This is a genomic window from Herbaspirillum sp. LeCh32-8, assembly GCF_017814915.1.
Taxonomy (GTDB): domain Bacteria; phylum Pseudomonadota; class Gammaproteobacteria; order Burkholderiales; family Burkholderiaceae_D; genus Herbaspirillum.
This window is the reverse complement of record NZ_JAGIPZ010000011.1, coordinates 121126-139776: the sequence shown is the minus strand read 5'-3', so window position 1 is coordinate 139776 and position 18651 is coordinate 121126. Positions and strand designations below refer to the sequence as shown.

Here is an 18651-nt window from a genome sequence, read left to right as displayed (position 1 = left end):
GCTGGTTCCGGGGTCTGGCCCGGGCGGCTGTTCAAAATATTATTCATTCATTGTAATGCGCTAGGGCCTGAATGCCGATCCGATTTCGATTTCGCTGGATCCCGATGTGCGCCACCATGGCGGTGGCGGCCGCCGGCATCATCCTGGGACAGTGGCAGACGCACCGTGCCGAAGAGAAGCTGGGCATCCAGCACCGCATGGAGGCGCGCGCCAAGGAGCAGCCGCTGCGCGTGCTGCCCTCCGGCGCCGACGACCAGGAATTTCGCCATGTGCTGCTGGAGGGCGAGTTCCTCCCGCAATGGACGCTTTACCTGGAAAACCGCCCGCACGAGGGCGCCGTCGGCTTCCATGTGCTGACCGCGTTTAAAATAGCGGGCGCGCAGCAGGTGGTGATGGTTGCGCGCGGCTGGGCGCCGCGCGATGCGGCCGAACGCACCAGGGTGCCGCAACCGCCGCTGCCGCAAGGGATGACGCGTATCGACGGCGTATTGCGCCGTGATGCCGGGCACGTGCTGCAGCTGGGCCAGGCCGATGTGCCCAGGCCGGGCGCGATCCTGCAAAATCTCGACCTCGTCGCGCTGGCCGCGGCCAGCGGCTTGCCGCTGGCGCCCTACGTGGTGGAGCTGCGTGCGGCGCCTTCCGGCGTCGACGACGGCTTGGCGCGCGACTGGCCGGCGCCGTCGCTGGGCATCGACCGCCACCGCGGCTACGCGGTGCAGTGGTACGCCATGGCGGCGATGGCGATCGTATTTTTTCTTGTCACGGGATTCAGACGTGGGCGCAATGACAAAAACTGATGCAGGCGGCTTAGCCGCAAAGTCCGCAAGCGAGGTCGCAGCCGACCAGAAGCGTCGTCGACTGGGCCGCTGGAAAATGTTGGCGGTGGTGGCCGTGTGCGCAGCGCCGATGATCGCGTCGTACTTCACCTACTACGTGATCAAGCCGGAGAGCCGCAACAACTACGGCGCGCTGATCGATCCGCGCCAGTATCCGATTCCCGACCTCGGCACCAGCGCGCTCGACGGCGGCCAGGCCGGGCTGGGCGACTACAAAGGCAAGTGGATCATGCTGCAGGTGGACGGCGGCGATTGTGCTGCGGCCTGCCGCAACAAGCTCTTTACCATGCGCCAGCTGCGGCTGATGCAGGGCAAGGAGATGGAACGCGTCGAGCGTGTGTGGCTGGTGACCGACAAAGCGCCGCTGGACACCACCCTCATGCGCGAATACGACGGCACCGACATGCTGCGGGTGGACGCCGCCAAGTTGAAGGCCTGGCTGCCGGTGGAGCAGGGGACCTCGGTGGAGGATCACATCTTCCTGATCGATCCGCTGGGCAACCTGATGATGCGTTTCCCCAAGGAGCCCGACCCGGGCAAGATGAAAAAGGACATTTCCAAGCTGCTGCGCGCCTCGGCCATCGGCTGAGCGCGCAACGGCGCGTGTTTGATACCAGATGAATGCAATAACGTTGATTGAACTGGGCCTGACCGGCCTTTTGGTGGCGCTGATCCCGCTTTATTTCGTATGGCGGGCCAAGGGCTTCGACAACAAATACCGCAAGCTGGTGGGGGTGACGATGTTCTTCACCTTCGACCTGATCATGTTCGGCGCCTTCACCCGGCTGACCGACTCCGGCCTGGGTTGCCCTGACTGGCCGGGCTGCTACAACCGCTCCAATCCGCTGCTGGCGCATGAGCACATCAATGCCGCGCAGGAAGCCATGCCCAGCGGGCCGGTGACCTGGAGCAAGGCCTGGATCGAGATGACGCACCGTTACTTCGCCATGGCGGTGGGCGTGCTGATCATCGTGCTGATGGTGCTGGCATGGCGCCGCTGGATCCGCTCGGGCAAGACCGAGCAACAGTACCGTCCCTGGTTCGCGACGGCCTTGCTGGGCTTCGTCTGCCTGCAGGGCGCGTTCGGCGCCTGGACCGTGACCATGAAGCTGCAGCCGGTCATCGTCACCATCCACCTGCTGCTGGGGCTGACGCTGTTGGCCATGCTGGCGTGGCTGTATGCGCGTCACAACCCGCATCTGCCGGTGGCATCGGGCAGGGCACTGGTGTGGCCGGCCACCATAGGCCTGGCGCTGCTGACGCTGCAGATCGCCCTCGGCGGCTGGGTCAGTACCAACTATGCGGCGCTGGCCTGTACCGATTTTCCGCTGTGCGACGGCAAGCTGGTGCCGGACATGGATTTCGAGCATGGCTTCACCCTGTGGCGTCACCTCGGCATGACCGCCGCCGGCGATTTCCTTCCGTTCCAGGCGCTCACGGCGATTCACTGGGTGCACCGCAGTTTCGCCTTTGTCGTGATCTTGTATGTTGTATGGCTGGCACACAAGGCGCTGCGCGACGGCGGCCTGCGCAAGACCGGTCGCTGGTTGCTGATCGTGGTGGCGTTGCAGCTCTGTACCGGCCTGGCGACGATCTACCTGAACTGGCCGTTGGCGATTGCTGTGGTGCACAATGGCGGCGCCGCCCTGCTGGTCCTGCTGCTGGTCATGTTAAACTACAAGACTCGCTACGCTCCCGCAGGCATTGCCAGCGCTTCTCCACAAGCCGCCGCACAGCCAGTGACCTGACATGACCACATTGACCGCCCAACCCAACCGCATCGCCCAGTACTGGGCACTGACCAAGCCGCGCGTGACGCAGCTGGCCGTGTTCTGCGCCGTGATCGGCATGTTCTTGTCCACCCCGGAGTTGCCTGATTGGCACAAAGTGGTGTTCGGCACGCTGGGCATCTGGCTGTTGGCCGGCGCTGCGTTCGCGATCAATTGCCTGGTCGAGCGCGAGATCGATTCGCGCATGGCCCGCACCGCCCGTCGCCCGCTGGCGCGAGGTGAAATCTCCGTCGCGCAGACGCTGGTGTTCTCCGGCGTGATCGGCGGCCTGGGCATGTGGGTGCTCTACAACCTGGTCAATCCGCTCACGATGTGGCTGACCTTCGCCACCTTCGTCGGCTACGCCATCATCTACACCATCATCCTGAAGCCGGCGACGTCGCAGAACATCGTCATCGGCGGTCTGGCCGGCGCCATGCCGCCGGCGCTGGGTTGGGCCGCGGTGGCCAACGACGTGCCGATGCAGGCCTGGGTGCTGGTCATGATCATCTTCATCTGGACCCCGCCGCACTTCTGGGCGCTGGCCATGTACCGCCGTGACGACTACGCAAAATCGGGCCTGCCCATGCTGCCCATTACGCACGGCATGGACGTGACCAAGCTGCATATCCTGATGTACACGATCGCGCTGCTGGCCACCAGCATGCTGCCCTTTGCCATCGGCATGAGCGGCCTGATCTATCTGGGCACGGCCATCGTGCTGGGCGCGATCTTCTTCTGGTATTCGTGGCAGATCTACCGCCATTACACCGACCTGATCGCGCGCCGCGCCTTTGCCTTCTCGATCGTCTACCTGTCGATCCTGTTTGCGGTGCTGCTGGTCGACCACTACTTCCTGTTCCGGACTTTCTGACCCGATGAAGAGAAGACTTTTTACTGCGCTGCTGCTGGCCGGCAGCGCCGCCTTGCTGGCCGCCTGCGGTCCCTCCAAGCCGGAGCTGAAGTTCAACAACACCGACGTCACCGGCCTCGACTATGCCAAGGACTTCGCTCTGACCGACCATACCGGCAAGCCGCGAACGCTGTCCGACTTCAAGGGCAAGGTGGTGGTGATCTTCTTCGGTTACACCCAGTGCCCGGACGTCTGCCCGACCACCATGGTCGAGATGGCCAACGTCATGAAGGAGCTGGGCCCGGATGCCGACCGCGTGCAGGTGCTGTTTGTCACCGTTGATCCTGAACGCGATACCCAGGAGATCCTGTCGCAATACGTGCCGGCCTTCGACAAGCGCTTCCTGGGCTTGCGCGGCGACCTGGCGCAGACCGAGAAGGTCGCCAAGGAATTCAAGGTGTTTTACCAGAAGGTGCCGGGCAAGCAGCCGGGCAGCTACACCATGGACCACACCGCCGGCAGCTATGTGTTCGACCCGGCCGGTCACATCCGCCTGTTCGTCAAGCACGGCCAAGGGCCGCAGACGCTGGCGCACGACATCAAGCTGCTGCTGTCCTGATCGCTTGATGGTCTGGGATCGTCGGAGCAGGCAAGAAAAAAGGCACCCGAGGGTGCCTTTTTCATTTGCTGCTTTCCTGACGACTGAGGATGCAGCAATCAGGAATACGCCTGCAGCGACGACTTCATCTTCTTCAGCGCCACCGCTTCGATCTGGCGGATACGCTCGGCCGATACGCCGAACTCGTCAGCCAGCTCATGCAGGGTCGCGCCCGAGCCGTCGTCGTTGGCCAGCCAACGGGCTTCCACGATACGGCGCGAACGGTCGTCCAGCTTGGACAGTGCGGCTTCCAGGCCTTCGGACTGCATGCGGTCGTGCTGCTTCGCCTCGATCACGCGGGTCGGCTCCGAATTCTCGGACGACAGGTAAGCGATCGGCGCAAACTTGTCATCTTCGTCGTCGGTCGGCGATTCCAGCGCGATGTCGCGACCGGAGAGACGGGTTTCCATCTCGATCACTTCTTCGCGCTTGACGTCCAGCGTCTTGGCCAGAGCCTCGACCTGGGCCGGCGTCATCGCGTCCAGGCCTTCCTTGTGGCTGCGCAGATTGAAGAACAGCTTGCGCTGGGCCTTGGTGGTAGCGACCTTCACCAGGCGCCAGTTCTTCAGGATGTACTCGTGGATCTCGGCCTTGATCCAGTGCATGGCGTACGACACCAGACGCACGTTCTGACCCGGGTCAAAACGCTTGACCGCCTTCATCAGGCCGATGTTGCCCTCTTGGATCAGGTCGGCGTGCGGCAGGCCGTAGCCCAGATAGCCGCGGGCGATCGACACTACCAGTCGCAGGTGCGACAGCACCATCTTCTGAGCGGCGCCCAGATCGTTCTTTTCGCGCAGCTCGCGGGCCAGCTTGACTTCCTCTTCGGCCGTCAGCATGGGCAGGCGGTTCACTGCCGAGATGTATGCGTCGATGTTGCCCAGGCTGCCGGAAAAACCGAGCGCGAGTGCATTGGACTCGACCGGCATAAGTGCAGATTGTGCAGACGCTGCTTTCATTGATTCTCCTTGTTTCCTTGCGGAAGAGACGTTTGGATTAAAGCAATGGCTTCAAGCCTCGGAAACGCTTCATGACTAAAACTGGAGCATTTCGATAAGGTATTCTAGCACTCGTCATTTGAGAGTGCTAATTGCATGTTTGGAAGACCCCGATAGAACTGCTCTATTGCAATTCTGATAATCATTGCTTTCGTCCCTAATATCTTAGAAGGATTACGAGGGACAAAGTTGCGAGCGGAGTCAAAAAGAAGGTCAAAAACCTGTAACAATTTTTGCGGTGCGGGAGTTCAATAAATAGGGACGATCTCCGCCTTTTTCAAGGGGGAAAGGCAAAAGAAAAACGGCCGTCGGTTTGCACCGGCGGCCGTTTTTGTTGCATAGAAACATTGTTCCGATATCAACCCATGCGCGCCAAATGCCTGCGCACCGACAGCATGGCGCCGAACAGGCCCAGCAGGGCGCTGACGGCCAGCAGCAGCGTGATCGCCATCGCGCTGGGGAGGGCCAGCTGGAATTCGGAGGCGTACAGGTGGGCAAAATCCAGGATCGCCTCGTTGAGCGGCTGCTGCGCCGCCACCACCAGCCCCAGCGCCACCACGCCGGCGCACAGGCCGAGCAGGGCGCCGGTGTAATAGAACGGGCGATGGATGAAGGAATTGGTGGCGCCCAGGAGGCGCGAGACCTCGATTTCCTCGCGCTGGGTCATCACCTGCAGGCGGATGGTATTGAACACCACGGCGATCACCACCGCGCCCAGCGTGATGCCCAGGAACAGCAGCACCAGGCGCAGGATGCGCAGCAACGCGGCGAGGCGCTTGACCCATTCCGAGTCGATCTGGACGGTGTCCACCCCCGGCTGGTTCTTCAGCTGCTTGGCAATATCGTCGACCCGGCCGGCATCCATGGCGTTCTGGAACCCCGGCAGGCGCAGCACGAAACTGTCCGGCAGCGGATTGCTGCCCAGCGTGGCCAGCACGTCGGCCAGGCCGGTTTTGCTCTTCAGGGCGTCAAAGGCCTTTTCACGCGGGATGAATTCGACGCGGCCGACGGTATTGCTGTCCTTCAGCACCTGGGCGATGGTCTTGCCCATGGCCTGCGAGGCGTCGCGGCTGGCGTCCATCTTCATGAAGATGCTGATCTCGGGCTCGACCGACATCTGCTCGGAGATCGGGCGCACGTTCTCCAGCGCCGACAGCCCGGCGAAGGGCAGCGCCAGCGCGATCGACACCACCAGCACGTTGAGCAGGAAGTTGCCGGGCGAGCGCAGCAGATGGCGCAGCGCGTCCATCATGGCGGCATAGTGTTGGCGCAACCAGTTCATGGCGACACCTCCACCGGATTGGCCACGCCGTTATGCCAGCCGTCGACGATGCGGCCGCGGTCCAGGTAGATGATGCGGTCGGCGCCGGTCAGGTACTGCTCGTCGTGGGTGGAAATGAGGCAGGTCACGCCCACGCCGTGGAAGGATTTCAGCGCGGCCAGCACCTTGTTGGCGTTGGCGCGGTCGAGGTTGGCGGTGGGCTCGTCGGCCAGGATGATCTGCGGGCGGTTGACGATGGCGCGGGCGATTGCCACGCGCTGCTGCTCGCCGCCGGACAGCTCCTGCGGCTCGGACTGGGCCTTGTCCAGCAAGTCGACCTTGTCCAGCGCGGCGCGGGCGCGCTTCTCGGCATCCGCGCGGGAGGAGCCGGTGACGATCAGCGGCAGCATCACGTTGGCCAGCAGGTTGCGGTCCAGCAGCAGGCGCTGGTGCTGGAAAATCAGGCCCAGGTTGCGGCGCAGGTAGGGCAGGCCGGAACCCTTGATGGCGCCGATATCCTGGCCGTTCACGGTCAGCTTGCCGGCGGTGGGGCGCTCGATGGCCGCGATCATCTTCAACAGCGTCGACTTGCCGGCGCCGGAGGGGCCGGCCAGGAACAGCAGCTCGCCCTTGCCGACCGACAGCGAAATGTCACGCAGGGCGTAGACCTCACGCGCGTATTGTTTTGATACCCGGGAAAATTCGATCATGGGGAAGTGAGTCGCCTGTCCGTCGTTTTGCTTCGTCTTGTTATGTCGCTGCAGCGTGGCGTTGCGCCAGGCCGATGATGGCATTGGCAAGCCGGCGCGCCTTGGGGCTGGTTTCCCAGCAGTGCGAGCAGTTTGCCAGAGCCAGCCGGGCAGTCAAGGCGACCGTGTCGAAGCGGGCCAGTTCCGCCAGGCTGTGGATGCCGCAGCGCTCCAGCCGCAGTACCAGGCCTTCGCCGACGCCCGGCACGCTGCGCAGCAGGGCGTGTTCGGGCGCGGAGAAGCGGCCTGGCATCGTCAGGCCAGCAGGGCGTCGACGAATTCGGTGGCGTTGAAGGGCTGCAGGTCTTCGATCTGTTCGCCCACACCGATGAAGTACAGCGGCACCGGGCGAGTCTTGGCGATGGCCGCCAGGATGCCGCCCTTGGCGGTGCCGTCCAGCTTGGTCACCACCAGGCCGGTCAGGCCCAGCGCGTCGTCGAAGGCCTTGACCTGGGCCAGCGCGTTCTGGCCGGTGTTGCCGTCGATGACCAGCAGCACTTCGTGCGGCGCCGAGGCCATGCCCTTGCCGATCACGCGCTTGATCTTCTTCAACTCATCCATCAGGTGCAGCTGCGTCGGCAGGCGCCCGGCGGTATCCACCATGACCACGTTGGTGCCGCGCGCAGTAGCTGAGGCCACGGCGTCGAACGCCACCGCGGCCGGGTCGCCGGACTCCTGGGCGATCACCGCGACGTTGTTGCGCTCGCCCCAGACCGCCAGCTGCTCGCGGGCGGCGGCGCGGAAGGTGTCGCCGGCGGCCAGCAGCACCGACTGGCCGTGCGCCTGCAGGTGCAGCGCCAGCTTGCCGATGGTGGTGGTCTTGCCGGCGCCGTTGACGCCGGCGATCATCATCACCAGCGGTTGCTCACGGCCCAGCACTAGCGGGCGCTGCAGCGGCTGCAGCAGGTCGATGAGCAGGCTGCGCAGGGCGGTGCGCACCTGGGCGGCTTCGGTCAGGCGTTCGGCCTTGACCTTCTTCTTGAGCTCGTCGAGCAGCCACTGGGTGGCCTCGACGCCGGCGTCGGAGACCAGCAGTGCCGATTCCAGCTCGTCGTACAGGTCGTCGTCGATACGGGCGCCGACGAACAGCGTGGTCAAGTTGCTGGAGGTCTTGGACAGGCCCGACTTCAGGCGCGACAGCCAGGAGCGCTTGGCTTCCGGCGTCGGCTGCGGGGCTTCGACGATCTCTGCTTCTTCCGCAGCGGGTTCCGCTTCCGGCTCGGCGGCAGCGGGCGTTGCCATGACATGGTCGATTTCCGGCTGAACCGGGGGGATGTCGACGGCTGCCGGCGCTGGCGTCGCCACGGGGGCGGCGGGCGTTTCAGGAGCGGGTTCAGGTGTGGCAGGGGCAGCAGGCGCTTGCGGCGTTGCTGCGGGCTGGTCGTCCGGCGGCAGCGTGGGCTGCGCTTCCGGCTTGGGTTTTCTCTTGAAGAAACTAAACATCGGGTTGGCGTCTGGCGTCGTTCTGGCAGCGGCCGGGATAAATGCGCTGGGCGCGCAGGGCGGTGATCCGGGGCGGATCAGGTTGCGGCAGGTCGCCGGAACATGCCCTGACAAGCGCATGGGACAGGTTACAATTGCCTGTCTCCAAGACCCGCGCGCGGCCGCCAGGGTCAATGAATCCCCGCATTTTATCAGAGCGCGACGAATGAAATTGAAGATCAGAGCAATCCTCTCCATCGGGCTTTTCGGCTTGTGCGCGGCGCTGGCGCAGGCCCAGACCGCCCAGGAATTCGTACTGAAGAACGGGATGAAGGTGGTGGTCAAGGAAGACCGCCGCGCGCCGACCGCCGTGCAGATGGTCTGGTACAAGGTTGGCTCCATCGACGAGCTCAACGGCACCACCGGCATCTCGCACGCGCTGGAACACATGATGTTCAAGGGCACCAAAAAGCATAAAGTGGGCGAATTCAGCCGCCTGGTGGCCGAGATCGGCGGTCAGGAAAACGCCTTCACCGCCAATGACTACACCGCCTATTTCCAGCAGATCGAAAAGTCCCACCTTGAAACCGTGATGGCGCTGGAAGCCGACCGCATGGCCAACCTGCAGTTCGACGCCGGCGAGTTCTCCAAGGAAATCCGGGTGATCATGGAAGAGCGGCGCTGGCGCACCGACGACCAGCCCATGGGCCTGTTGAACGAAGCGCTCAACGCCGCCGCCTGGACCGCCCACCCCTACCATCACCCGGTGGTCGGCTGGATGGACGACCTGCAGCACATGAACGTGCAGGACATCGCCTCCTGGTATCGCCAGTGGTACGCCCCCAACAACGCCACGCTGGTGGTGGCCGGCGACGTCGATGCCAAGCGCGTGCTGGCGCTGGCGAACAAATATTTCGGCAAGATCCCGGCCCATGCGCTGCCGCGCGACACCACCCGCAACAAGCCGCAAAACGAGCCGCAGCAGCTGGGCCCGCGCCGCGTGACGGTCAAGGCGCCGGCCGAGAACCCGTATGTGGTGCTGGGCTTCAAGGTGCCGGCCCTGCGCGAAATCGAGAAAGACCAGGAAGCCTACGCGCTGGACGTGCTGTCGGCCGTGCTGGACGGCTATGAAAACGCCCGCCTGACCGCGAACCTGGTGCGCAACGGCAACAAGGCCACCACGGTCGGCGCCAGCTACAGCGGCGTGGCGCGCGGTCCGGTGCTGTTCACGCTGGAAGGCAGCCCCGCCGACGGCGTCACCACCGAGCAACTGGAAGGCCTGTTGCGCGCCGAGGTCGAACGCGTGGCCCGGGAAGGCGTGTCGCCCGACGAGCTGCAGCGCGTGAAGACGCAGCTGATCGCCTCGCAGATCTACAAGCGCGACTCGGTGTTCGGCCAGGCCATGGAAATCGGTGTGATGGAAACCACCGGCATCGGCCAGAAGAACATCGACCGCATCATCGACCGCCTCAAGAGCGTCACGCCCGAGCAGGTGCAGGCGGTCGCGCAAAAATACTTCAAGGACGACAACCTGACGGTGGCCACGCTGGTGCCGCTGCCGCTGGACGGCAAGAGGCCCGCGCCGCCGCCGGGGATGCTGCACTAAGAGTCGTTCTGTTCGCTGTCGGTCGGGTTCGCTGTTCTTCTCGGAGGAAAACATGCCTGTCATCGTCGTTGCCAATCCCAAGGGCGGAGTCGGCAAGAGCACGCTGTCCACCAACCTCGCCGGGTACTTCGCCAGCCAGGGTCATGGCGTGCTGCTGGGCGATATCGACCGCCAGCAGTCGGCCCGCGCCTGGCTCGCCATCCGGCCTCCGGAAGCGCGCCCCATCGCCACCTGGGAGGTCAACGAGGACTACGTCGCCAAGCCGCCCAAGGGCACCAGCCACGTGGTGCTGGACACCCCGGCCGGGCTGCACGGCTGGCGTCTGAACGACGCCCTGAAGATGGCCGACAAGGTGCTGGTGCCCTTGCAGCCTTCGATCTTCGACATCCTGGCCACGCAGGATTTCCTGCGCCGGCTGGCCGAAGAGAAGGCGGTGCGCAGCGGTGAGATCGACGTCGGCATCGTCGGCATGCGCGTTGATGCCCGCACACGCTCGGCCGAGCAACTGCACCGCTTCATCGAAGGCCTGAAGCTGCCGGTGCTGGGTTATCTGCGCGATACGCAGAACTATGTGCAGCTGGCCGCGCACGGCCTGACGCTGTGGGACATCGCCCCCTCGCGCGTGCAGCGCGACCTCGATCAATGGCAGCCGGTGCTGGACTGGCTGGGCAAGAAAAACGGCGGATGATCCGCCAGGGCGCGGCTTCCGCCGGCAAGCGGACGGCGCCCGTCGCATTCAATTGGTATCTGGCTTTATGAAAAAACATCTCGGCATCCTGTTTGTTTCCCTCGGCCTGCTGGCCTCGGCGCCGGCATCGGCCGCGCTGCAGATCCAGTCCTGGACCCAGCCTGACGGCGCACGCGTGCTGTTCGTCACCAACCATGCGATCCCGATGCTGGACGTGAGCGTGCAGTTCGACGCCGGCCAGCGCCGCGACCCGGCCGGTCGCGCCGGCCTGGCCGAGCTGACCGCCGCCAGCCTGACGCGCGGCGTGGCCGGCGGCGACGGCCCAGAGCTCAGCGAGGCGCAAGTCTTGGACGGCTTCGCCGACGTTGCCGCCCAGGAGCAGGCCAGCGCCGGCAAGGATCGCGGCGGCGCCAAGCTGCGCACGCTGTCCTCTCCGTCCGAGCGCGACAAGGCGCTGGGCTTGCTGGCGCGCATGCTGGCGCACCCCAGCTTCCCGCAGGCCGGCCTGGACCGCGACAAGGCGCTCGCCATCTCGGGGATTCGTGAAGAACTGACCAAGCCCGAGGCCATCGCCGAGAAGGCCTTCATGGCCGCCATCTACGGCCAGCACCCCTACGCGCCGGACGCGACCGAGGCCAGCGTGCAAGCCATCGGCCGCGACGACGTGGTGGCCTTCCACCGCAGCCACTATGTAGCCAACCGTGCGGTGATCACCCTGATCGGCGACGTCACCCGCCAGCAGGCCGAGCAGATCGCCGCCGGCCTGACGCGCGACTTGCCGCAAGGCGCCGCCTTGCCGGCGCTGCCGCCGGTGGTCGCGCCCAAGGGCGGCGAAACCCGCATCGCGCATCCGGCGTCGCAATCGCATATCCTGATCGGCGCGCCGGCCATCCAGCGCGGCGACAACGATTTCTTCGCGCTGACGGTGGGTAATTACATCCTGGGCGGCGGCGGTTTCGTCTCGCGCCTGACCGATGAGGTGCGTGAAAAGCGCGGCCTGACCTACAGCGTCTATAGCGGTTTCTCACCGCTGGCCCAGCCCGGGCCGTTCCAGATCGGCCTGCAGACCAAGAAGGAGCAGACCGCCGAAGCTTTGAAGGTGGTGCGCGCCACGCTGGACAAATTTTTGCAGGAAGGCCCGACCCCGGCCGAGATGAAGGCGGCCAAGGACAACCTCACCGGCGGCTTCGCGCTACGCATCGACAGCAATGCCAAGCTGCTGGAGAACATCTCGGTGGTCGGTTTCTACAACCTGCCGCTGGACTACCTCGACCGCTGGATCGACCGCGTGCGCGAAGTCAGCGTATCGGACGTGCGCGCGGCCTTCCGCAAGCACGTGCATCCGGAGCAGCTGTCGACGGTGATCGTCGGCGAAGATCCGCAATCTGCAGCATCCGCGACGCCTGCAGCGAAGTAAGGACGGCGCCATGAAGCAGAGTAAGCAACATCGCCCGGCCGCCAAGTCCGGCCAGGGCAAGCCAGCCGTGCGCGGCCCGCACCAGGTGCGCATCATCGGCGGCCAGTGGAAGCGCACGCCGTTGCCGGTGCTGGACGCCGAAGGCCTGCGTCCGACGCCGGACCGGGTGCGCGAGACCGTGTTCAACTGGCTGACCCACCTGCTGGACGGCAACTGGGAGCAGCTCGCCTGCCTCGACCTGTTCGCCGGCTCCGGCGCCCTGGGCTTCGAAGCCGCCAGCCGCGGCGCGCGCCGCGTGGTGATGGTCGAGCAGAGCGGCCCGGCGGTGCGCCAGCTGGAGGCCAATCGCGACAAGCTCAAGGCCGACGCCATTGCCATCGTGCGCGGCGACGCGCTGGCCGCCGTACGCAGCGCCGCCCAGCGCGAACCAGGCGCCTTCGGCCTGGCCTTCATCGATCCGCCGTATCACCAGGGCTGGCTGGAAAAGGTCTTGCCGGCCTGCGAAACGCTGCTGGCGCCCTCCGGCCTGGTCTATGCCGAGGCCGAGTTCCCGCTGGACGGGGAAGATGCCCCGGCCTGGATGGCGTCGTGGGAAGTGCTGCGCTCGGATAAGGCCGGGATGGTGTTCTATCATTTATTGCAACGCAAAAGCGCTGCCCAAATTCAGGCATAATGCGCGTTCTGATTGAATTGCCGGTGAGGAGACACCATGGTCACAGCTGTATATCCAGGGACATTCGATCCGTTGACGCGCGGTCATGAGGACCTGGTCCGCCGCGCCTCCGGACTGTTCGACAAGCTGGTGGTCGGCGTAGCGGACAGCCAAAACAAGAAGCCGTTTTTTTCGCTCGAAGAGCGCCTGTCGATCGCCAATGAAGTGCTGGGACATTATCCGAATGTCCAGGTTGAAAGTTTTTCGGGTTTGCTCAAGGATTTCGTCAGGCAGAACAACGCGCGCGTGATCGTGCGCGGCCTGCGTGCGGTGTCCGACTTCGAGTATGAATTCCAGATGGCGGGCATGAACCGTTACCTGCTGCCGGACGTCGAGACCCTGTTCCTGACGCCGTCGGACCAGTATCAGTTCATCTCCGGCACCATCGTGCGCGAGATCGCCCAGCTGGGCGGCGACGTGTCGAAGTTTGTGTTCCCCTCGGTCGAGAAATGGCTGAAGGGCAAGATCGCCAAGCAGAACGGCTGAGAGCTTCTGCGGTAGCCAGTAGTGAGGCAGGGTAGGACAATGATGGTTGGTATCGGGAAGTTTGCAGGTAGGGCGGTGCGCCGTGCACAAGGCGGCGCGCGCGCGAAGGAGCTGGCATGGCGTTGATGATTACTGATGATTGCATCAATTGCGACGTCTGCGAGCCCGAGTGCCCGAACGAAGCGATCTACATGGGGCCGCAGATCTACGAGATCAATCCGGACAAGTGCACCGAATGCGTCGGTCACTTCGAGGAGCCGCAGTGCCAGCAGGTTTGTCCGGTCGCCTGCATCCCGTTCAACCCGGCCTGGCGCGAAAGCCGAGAGCAGCTGATGGACAAATACGAACGCCTGCAGGCCGAGGCCAAAAAGGCCTGAGGACCAGCCGGGACGCCGCCGCGAGCGACATCCGGGCCCTGCAGCAGAGCAAGCCGGCATTGCCGGCTTTTCTTTTGGTCGTCGTTGGCCGGCATTGTCCCGGCTTGCCGATTGTTGCCGCCGTGGCCGGCGGCCATTGATCGTCGCGCACCGCCCCGCTCGTTCCGATATGGGTGCCCGTGCATAGGCCTTATCTCGCCGATCATCACCGCGGCGACGCTTTTCATCACAAGATACGAACGATGCAACATCTCCCCAAATCCGCCGTCGCCGCGCTGCTGGTCAATACCACCATCTGGGGCCTGTCCTGGACCGGCATGCGCGCGCTGGAAGCCATGGGCCTGCACCCGCTGTGGGCCACCGCCGCCATCTTCGTGGGCTGCGCGGCCATGCTGCTGGCGCTCAAGCGCGGCGACATCGCCCAACTCTGGCAGCATCCCGAGCTGCTGGGCGTGGCGTTGGCGACCGGGCTCACCAATGCCGCCTTCAACGTGGCCATCGCCTACGGCGACGTGGTGCGCGTGATCCTGCTGTTCTACCTGATGCCGATCTGGACCGTGGTCTTGGCGCGCCTGGTGCTGCACGAGGCGATCACGCCGCGCTCGCTGGGGCGCGTGGCGCTGGGCCTGTCGGGCGCGGTGATCGTGCTGTACCAGCCGCGGCTGGGCTTGCCGCTGCCGCAGACCCTGCCGGACTGGATGGCGGTGCTGGGCGGCCTGTGCTTTGCCGTCAACAATGTGCTGCTGCGCCGCCTGCACGGCGTTTCCGACGGCGCCCGCGCAATCGCCATGCTGTCCGGCGGGGCCTCGCTGGCCTGCTTGCTGGGCATCGTGTTCTCGGTGACGGGATTGATCGCCTGGCCGGCGGTGGTGCCGGTGGCGGCGTGGCCGCTGGTGGGACTGTGGGCGGTGCTGTTCCTGATATCCAACCTGTGCCTGCAGTACGGCGTCTCGCGCCTGCCGGCCAATATCACGGCGGTGGTGATGCTGGCTGAAATCCTGGTGGCCAGCTTCTCGGCCTGGCTGCTGGGCGCGGCCGAATTGCGGCCGCAAGACCTGATCGGCGGCGTGCTGATCATCGCCGCGCCGTGGATCATCCGCGACCGCCGCGCGGCGGCGCCGTCGGCGGCCTGAGCGGCAACGCCGGGCTGAGGCGGCTTACGGCGCCTGCACCACCCGGTTGCGGCCGGCTTCCTTAGCCTGGTAGAGCGCCTGGTCGGCGGCTTTCAGCATGGCCTGCTTGACCTCTTCGGCCGGGCGGATCCGTTCCGGCGGCATCAGCGATGCGGCGCCGATGGAGGCGGTGATCTTGAGCGCATCGCGCGAACCCTCGATCATGATGCCGCGGCTGGCGATGCCGGCGCGGATGCGCTCGGCAATGCGGGCCGCATCCTCACGCGTGGCGTGCGTCAGCAGCACCACGAATTCCTCGCCGCCGAAACGGCCCAGTGCGTCCGACAGGCGCAGTTCCTTCTTGATGCGCGCGGCCACCTCGCGCAGCACGTCGTCGCCGCTCTGGTGGCCGAACTGGTCGTTGACGCGCTTGAAATGGTCGATATCGATGAACAGGCAGGACAGCGCCGAGCGCTCGCGCTGGCCGCGCGCCACTTCCTCGTGCATGCGCTGCTCGATGTAGCGGCGGTTGTTCACGCCGGTGAGCGGGTCGGTGAGGCCGATGTGTTTCAGGCGCTCGTTGTTGATCACGTTTTCCAGGCAGATCGCGGCCACCGTGGCCAGGCGCTGGATGAAGTCGGTCGCCAGCGCGCGGGTGAAGCGCTCCTGGTAGGCGCTGCCCAGCGCCAGGTAGCCCAGCAGGCGATGCTGGCGCACCAGCGGCAGCACGGCCACGCTGGTGGGCTGGTAGGTCGGGAACAGCGGCCGGTGCAGCGCAGTGAATTCGCCCAGGCGCGGCTTTTCCTGCGCCAGCGCGCGGCCGTCTTCGTCCGGGAAGACGATCGGATGCTTCAGGAACAGCAGGTTGGGAAACTCGCTCACGCCGATCTGCAGGTCGCGCAGGATGCGCTGGATCGCGTAGTCGTCGTCGATCAGGGACAGCGTCACCGTTTCCAGGTTGAACACGCCCGGCATGGTCGAGAGCATGGCGTCGATCAGCTCGCGAAATTCGCTGGCGCCGATCAGTTTCAGGTCGAAGGCCTGGTGGCGTTCGATGATGGATTGGTTGATGTGCGCCTGCTGCAGCAGGTCCTGCAGTTCGGCGCGCAGTTGCTGGTTTTCGGCCATCAGCGTATCCGTGTCGACAGCGGTTGTCATGTGCGTTCCCCGGCTTCCGGCCGGCCCCCTTTGCGCAAGCCGGTTTCCCGGCACCCCCTTGCCCGCCGGCGCTGTTCGCCCCGGCGTCATCCTGCTGCGGCTATATCGGCAGCGCCGGCCCCGGTCTTGAGGCGGCGACCGCATAGCCGGTCATCTTTCACGACGGCGTTGCAAGAAGCATTCCTGCAACGCCCGTCAGCGTCTTCAGGCCGCCTGCGGCGCGAAGAAGCGTTCTCCCATCTCTTCCAGCCCCAGCGTGCGCAGCACCTCCTGCAGGCGCTCGGCCGGACGGCGGCGCGGCAGGTCGCGATACTGGGCGACGATCAGCTCGTTCTTCATCGAATGCTCCCAGCCCACCAGCTCGGTCACGCTGACCTTGTAGCCGTGCGCCTCCAGCTGCAGGCAGCGCAGCACGTTGGTGACCTGGCTGCCGAACTCGCGCGTATGCAGCGGATGGCGCCAGATCTCGGTGAGCGAATTGGCCAGTGACTGGCCCTTGTTGCGGTTCAGCACCGAAGCCACTTCGGCCTGGCAGCACGGCACCAGCACGATGAAGCGCGCCTGCTTGGCCAGCGCGAAGTGAATGGCGTCGTCGGTGGCGGTGTCGCAGGCGTGCAGCGCGGTCACCACGTCGATCTGTTGCGGCAGGCGTTCCGAGGTGATCGAGTCGGCCACCGACAGGTTGACGAAGGACATGCCCTTGAAGCCCAGGCGCGTGGCCAGTTCTTCCGACTTCTTCACCAGCTCCTCGCGGGTCTCGATGCCGTAGATGTGCGGCGCGCCCTGCAAGGCCTTGAAAAACAGGTCGTACAGGATGAAGCCCAGGTAGGACTTGCCGGCGCCGTGGTCGACCAGCGTCACGTCCGGGTGCTCCTGCAGGACTTCGGTCAGCAGCGGCTCGATGAACTGGTAGAGGTGGTAGACCTGCTTCAGCTTGCGGCGGCTGTCCTGATTGAGCTTGCCGTCGCGCGTGAGGATGTGCAGCTCCTTGAGCAGTTCGATCGACTGGCCGGGGCGGATTTCATTGGCCAGCGGTGCGGCGTCGCCCGCCTGCGGCGGACGCTTGCCACGGCCTTTGGCGCGGCCGGATTCAGGGAGGGCTTGCTTGCTCATGGTGCTGCGATGATGTTGATGCCGTCAGCATAACTGCCGGCGATGACTGCTTTAAGACAATATGGACGGCAGGCGCCATGCGCCTGCACCCGGATCAGACGTTGAAGAGGAAGTTCATCACATCGCCGTCCTTGACGATGTATTCCTTGCCTTCTGCGCGCATCTTGCCGGCTTCCTTGGCGCCTGCTTCGCCCTTGCAGGCGATGTAGTCTTCGTAAGCGATGGTCTGGGCGCGGATGAAGCCGCGTTCGAAGTCGGTGTGGATCACGCCGGCGGCCTGCGGGCCGGTGGCGCCGACCGGCACGGTCCAGGCGCGCACTTCCTTCACGCCTGCGGTGAAGTAGGTCTGCAGGCCCAGCAGTTTGAAGCCGGCGCGGATCAGGCGATCCAGACCCGGCTCTTGCATGCCCATGTCGGCCAGGAAGTCGGCCTTGTCGGCGTCGTCCAGGTCGGCGATCTCGGCTTCGATGGCGGCGCAGATGGCCACGATCGGCGCATTCTGTTCCTTGGCGTAGGCGGTCAGCTGGTCCAGCAGCGGGTTGTTGGTGAAGCCGCTGTCGGAGACGTTGGCCACATACATGGCCGGCTTGGCGGTGATCAGGCACAGCGGCTTGATCAGCAGCATTTCCTCGGCGTCCAGGCCCAGCGCGCGCACCGGCTTGGCTTCATCCAGCGCCGGCATGATGCGTTCCAGCAGGGCCACCAGCTTGGCGGCGTCCTTGTCGCCCGAGCGCGCCTTCTTCTGTTCGCGGTGGATGGCCTTCTCGACGGTGCCCATGTCGGCCAGCGCCAGTTCGGTCTGGATCACGGCGATGTCGTCCAGCGGGCTGACGCGGCCGGCCACGTGGATCACATTCGGGTCTTCGAAGCAGCGCACCACGTTGACGATGGCGTCGGTCTCGCGGATGTGAGACAGGAACTGGTTGCCCAGGCCTTCGCCCTTGGAAGCGCCGGCCACCAGGCCGGCGATGTCGACGAACTCGACCGTGGCCGGCAGGATGCGCTCGGGCTTGACGATCTCGGCCAGGGCCTGCAGGCGCGGATCGGGCACTTCCACCACGCCGACGTTGGGCTCGATGGTGCAGAACGGGTAGTTCTCGGCGGCGATGCCGGCCTTGGTCAGCGCGTTGAAGAGGGTGGATTTACCGACGTTGGGCAGGCCCACGATGCCGCATTTGAGGCTCATGACAAAATTCTTCCGAAAGCAAAACCGCCATTGTATCAAGGCACGGGGGCGATGCCCTAGGGTTCTCGGCGTCCATCCAGGCCGGGCGGCGATACGGCATGGCAGTGATACGCAGCGTGTCGTCCGGAGTGCCGCCTGACGGGAAAACCGTTGCGTGGATACGACGCTAGCGAGGGTTTGTGTGGAAGTGAACGCTTATTGACTCATTCGTCACTAAAGCGCTTGTTGTCAACGGTTTGCATCTCCACGT

At 64.9% G+C, this 18651-nt stretch carries 20 protein-coding genes; 12 read left to right on the top strand and 8 right to left on the bottom strand.

Translation table 11 applies throughout. The features are described from left to right. Positions 1–104: 104 nt before the first annotated feature. From J8I26_RS18325 to J8I26_RS18305, 5 genes are read left to right on the top strand one after another with little or no spacing between them, the layout of a single operon-like run. On the top strand, positions 105–797 hold the full coding sequence (locus J8I26_RS18325) for an SURF1 family protein (protein WP_348635339.1): 693 nt from the start codon (positions 105–107) through the stop codon (positions 795–797). Next, positions 784–1425 (top strand): cytochrome C oxidase subunit I, encoded by a 642-nt coding sequence (locus tag J8I26_RS18320; protein WP_209608537.1) that lies wholly within the window; start codon positions 784–786, stop codon positions 1423–1425. Before J8I26_RS18325 ends, J8I26_RS18320 begins: the two co-directional genes overlap by 14 nt. A 28-nt stretch (positions 1426–1453) precedes the next feature. Further along, the gene (locus tag J8I26_RS18315) at positions 1454–2584 is read left to right on the top strand and encodes a COX15/CtaA family protein (RefSeq protein WP_209608536.1); all 1131 of its coding nucleotides are present in this window, start codon (positions 1454–1456) and stop codon (positions 2582–2584) included. Between the two features lies 1 nt (position 2585). After that, positions 2586–3479 (top strand): heme o synthase, encoded by an 894-nt coding sequence (gene cyoE, locus J8I26_RS18310; RefSeq protein ID WP_209608535.1) that lies wholly within the window; start codon positions 2586–2588, stop codon positions 3477–3479. A 4-nt stretch (positions 3480–3483) separates the two neighbouring features. Further along, complete coding sequence (locus tag J8I26_RS18305; RefSeq protein ID WP_209608534.1) at positions 3484–4077, top strand: SCO family protein; 594 nt, start codon at positions 3484–3486, stop codon at positions 4075–4077. A gap of 98 nt (positions 4078–4175) precedes the next feature. On the opposite strand, the gene rpoH is transcribed toward J8I26_RS18305, so the two are convergent. The 5 genes from rpoH to ftsY all read right to left on the bottom strand — a co-directional run bounded on the left by rpoH (position 4176) and on the right by ftsY (position 8567). Continuing rightward, positions 4176–5075, bottom strand: coding sequence for an RNA polymerase sigma factor RpoH (gene rpoH / locus J8I26_RS18300; protein ID WP_209608533.1), 900 nt, complete (start codon positions 5073–5075; stop codon positions 4176–4178). A gap of 397 nt (positions 5076–5472) precedes the next feature. After that, positions 5473–6396: a permease-like cell division protein FtsX gene (gene ftsX / locus J8I26_RS18295; protein WP_209608532.1), complete on the bottom strand. Its 924-nt coding sequence runs from the start codon at positions 6394–6396 to the stop codon at positions 5473–5475. After that, entirely contained in the window at positions 6393–7085 is a 693-nt protein-coding gene (locus J8I26_RS18290) for an ATP-binding cassette domain-containing protein (protein ID WP_209608531.1), read from the bottom strand. The genes ftsX and J8I26_RS18290 overlap by 4 nt, the downstream gene beginning before the upstream one ends. 40 nt (positions 7086–7125) lie before the next feature. Continuing rightward, entirely contained in the window at positions 7126–7377 is a 252-nt protein-coding gene (locus tag J8I26_RS18285; RefSeq protein ID WP_209608530.1) for a helix-hairpin-helix domain-containing protein, read from the bottom strand. 2 nt (positions 7378–7379) lie between these two features. Next, on the bottom strand, positions 7380–8567 hold the full coding sequence (gene ftsY, locus J8I26_RS18280) for a signal recognition particle-docking protein FtsY (protein ID WP_209608529.1): 1188 nt from the start codon (positions 8565–8567) through the stop codon (positions 7380–7382). Between the two features lie 205 nt (positions 8568–8772). On the opposite strand from ftsY, the gene J8I26_RS18275 reads away from it, so the two are divergent. The 7 genes from J8I26_RS18275 (at position 8773) to J8I26_RS18245 (ending at position 14965) form a co-directional block, all read left to right on the top strand. Next, positions 8773–10152 carry a pitrilysin family protein gene (locus J8I26_RS18275; RefSeq protein ID WP_209608528.1) on the top strand — a complete coding sequence of 460 codons (1380 nt, stop codon included), beginning with the start codon at positions 8773–8775 and terminating at the stop codon, positions 10150–10152. Positions 10153–10204: 52 nt separating this feature from the next. Next, positions 10205–10840, top strand: coding sequence for a ParA family protein (locus J8I26_RS18270; RefSeq protein ID WP_209608527.1), 636 nt, complete (start codon positions 10205–10207; stop codon positions 10838–10840). Positions 10841–10907: 67 nt separating this feature from the next. Next, a complete protein-coding gene (locus tag J8I26_RS18265; protein ID WP_209608526.1) occupies positions 10908–12257 on the top strand; it encodes a pitrilysin family protein in 1350 nt (449 codons plus the stop codon). Positions 12258–12267: 10 nt separating this feature from the next. Next, positions 12268–12930 carry a 16S rRNA (guanine(966)-N(2))-methyltransferase RsmD gene (gene rsmD / locus J8I26_RS18260; protein WP_209608525.1) on the top strand — a complete coding sequence of 221 codons (663 nt, stop codon included), beginning with the start codon at positions 12268–12270 and terminating at the stop codon, positions 12928–12930. A gap of 36 nt (positions 12931–12966) precedes the next feature. Next, on the top strand, positions 12967–13455 hold the full coding sequence (gene coaD / locus J8I26_RS18255) for a pantetheine-phosphate adenylyltransferase (RefSeq protein WP_209608524.1): 489 nt from the start codon (positions 12967–12969) through the stop codon (positions 13453–13455). Positions 13456–13571: 116 nt separating this feature from the next. Then, entirely contained in the window at positions 13572–13832 is a 261-nt protein-coding gene (locus tag J8I26_RS18250) for a YfhL family 4Fe-4S dicluster ferredoxin (protein ID WP_209608523.1), read from the top strand. 242 nt (positions 13833–14074) lie between these two features. Then, positions 14075–14965: a DMT family transporter gene (locus J8I26_RS18245; RefSeq protein WP_209608522.1), complete on the top strand. Its 891-nt coding sequence runs from the start codon at positions 14075–14077 to the stop codon at positions 14963–14965. Between the two features lie 24 nt (positions 14966–14989). Here J8I26_RS18245 and J8I26_RS18240 read toward each other — a convergent pair whose 3' ends face one another. From J8I26_RS18240 to ychF, 3 genes are all read right to left on the bottom strand, one after another. Then, a complete protein-coding gene (locus J8I26_RS18240) occupies positions 14990–16102 on the bottom strand; it encodes a sensor domain-containing diguanylate cyclase (protein ID WP_209608521.1) in 1113 nt (370 codons plus the stop codon). Between the two features lie 204 nt (positions 16103–16306). Then, the gene (locus J8I26_RS18235; protein WP_209608520.1) at positions 16307–17215 is read right to left on the bottom strand and encodes an SAM-dependent methyltransferase; all 909 of its coding nucleotides are present in this window, start codon (positions 17213–17215) and stop codon (positions 16307–16309) included. 94 nt (positions 17216–17309) lie between these two features. After that, entirely contained in the window at positions 17310–18401 is a 1092-nt protein-coding gene (gene ychF / locus J8I26_RS18230) for a redox-regulated ATPase YchF (protein WP_209608519.1), read from the bottom strand. Between the last annotated feature and the right edge of the window lie 250 nt (positions 18402–18651).

What these genes read in the sequence shown, in the direction of transcription:
- J8I26_RS18325 (WP_348635339.1), top strand. Translation starts at nt 105, where the DNA reads ATGTGCGCCACCATGGCGGTGGCGGCCGCCGGCATCATCCTGGGACAG.
- J8I26_RS18320 (WP_209608537.1), top strand. Translation starts at nt 784, where the DNA reads ATGACAAAAACTGATGCAGGCGGCTTAGCCGCAAAGTCCGCAAGCGAG.
- J8I26_RS18315 (WP_209608536.1), top strand. Translation starts at nt 1,454, where the DNA reads ATGAATGCAATAACGTTGATTGAACTGGGCCTGACCGGCCTTTTGGTG.
- cyoE (WP_209608535.1), top strand. Translation starts at nt 2,586, where the DNA reads ATGACCACATTGACCGCCCAACCCAACCGCATCGCCCAGTACTGGGCA.
- J8I26_RS18305 (WP_209608534.1), top strand. Translation starts at nt 3,484, where the DNA reads ATGAAGAGAAGACTTTTTACTGCGCTGCTGCTGGCCGGCAGCGCCGCC.
- rpoH (WP_209608533.1), bottom strand. Translation starts at nt 5,075, where the DNA reads ATGAAAGCAGCGTCTGCACAATCTGCACTTATGCCGGTCGAGTCCAAT.
- ftsX (WP_209608532.1), bottom strand. Translation starts at nt 6,396, where the DNA reads ATGAACTGGTTGCGCCAACACTATGCCGCCATGATGGACGCGCTGCGC.
- J8I26_RS18290 (WP_209608531.1), bottom strand. Translation starts at nt 7,085, where the DNA reads ATGATCGAATTTTCCCGGGTATCAAAACAATACGCGCGTGAGGTCTAC.
- J8I26_RS18285 (WP_209608530.1), bottom strand. Translation starts at nt 7,377, where the DNA reads ATGCCAGGCCGCTTCTCCGCGCCCGAACACGCCCTGCTGCGCAGCGTG.
- ftsY (WP_209608529.1), bottom strand. Translation starts at nt 8,567, where the DNA reads ATGTTTAGTTTCTTCAAGAGAAAACCCAAGCCGGAAGCGCAGCCCACG.
- J8I26_RS18275 (WP_209608528.1), top strand. Translation starts at nt 8,773, where the DNA reads ATGAAATTGAAGATCAGAGCAATCCTCTCCATCGGGCTTTTCGGCTTG.
- J8I26_RS18270 (WP_209608527.1), top strand. Translation starts at nt 10,205, where the DNA reads ATGCCTGTCATCGTCGTTGCCAATCCCAAGGGCGGAGTCGGCAAGAGC.
- J8I26_RS18265 (WP_209608526.1), top strand. Translation starts at nt 10,908, where the DNA reads ATGAAAAAACATCTCGGCATCCTGTTTGTTTCCCTCGGCCTGCTGGCC.
- rsmD (WP_209608525.1), top strand. Translation starts at nt 12,268, where the DNA reads ATGAAGCAGAGTAAGCAACATCGCCCGGCCGCCAAGTCCGGCCAGGGC.
- coaD (WP_209608524.1), top strand. Translation starts at nt 12,967, where the DNA reads ATGGTCACAGCTGTATATCCAGGGACATTCGATCCGTTGACGCGCGGT.
- J8I26_RS18250 (WP_209608523.1), top strand. Translation starts at nt 13,572, where the DNA reads ATGGCGTTGATGATTACTGATGATTGCATCAATTGCGACGTCTGCGAG.
- J8I26_RS18245 (WP_209608522.1), top strand. Translation starts at nt 14,075, where the DNA reads ATGCAACATCTCCCCAAATCCGCCGTCGCCGCGCTGCTGGTCAATACC.
- J8I26_RS18240 (WP_209608521.1), bottom strand. Translation starts at nt 16,102, where the DNA reads ATGACAACCGCTGTCGACACGGATACGCTGATGGCCGAAAACCAGCAA.
- J8I26_RS18235 (WP_209608520.1), bottom strand. Translation starts at nt 17,215, where the DNA reads ATGAGCAAGCAAGCCCTCCCTGAATCCGGCCGCGCCAAAGGCCGTGGC.
- ychF (WP_209608519.1), bottom strand. Translation starts at nt 18,401, where the DNA reads ATGAGCCTCAAATGCGGCATCGTGGGCCTGCCCAACGTCGGTAAATCC.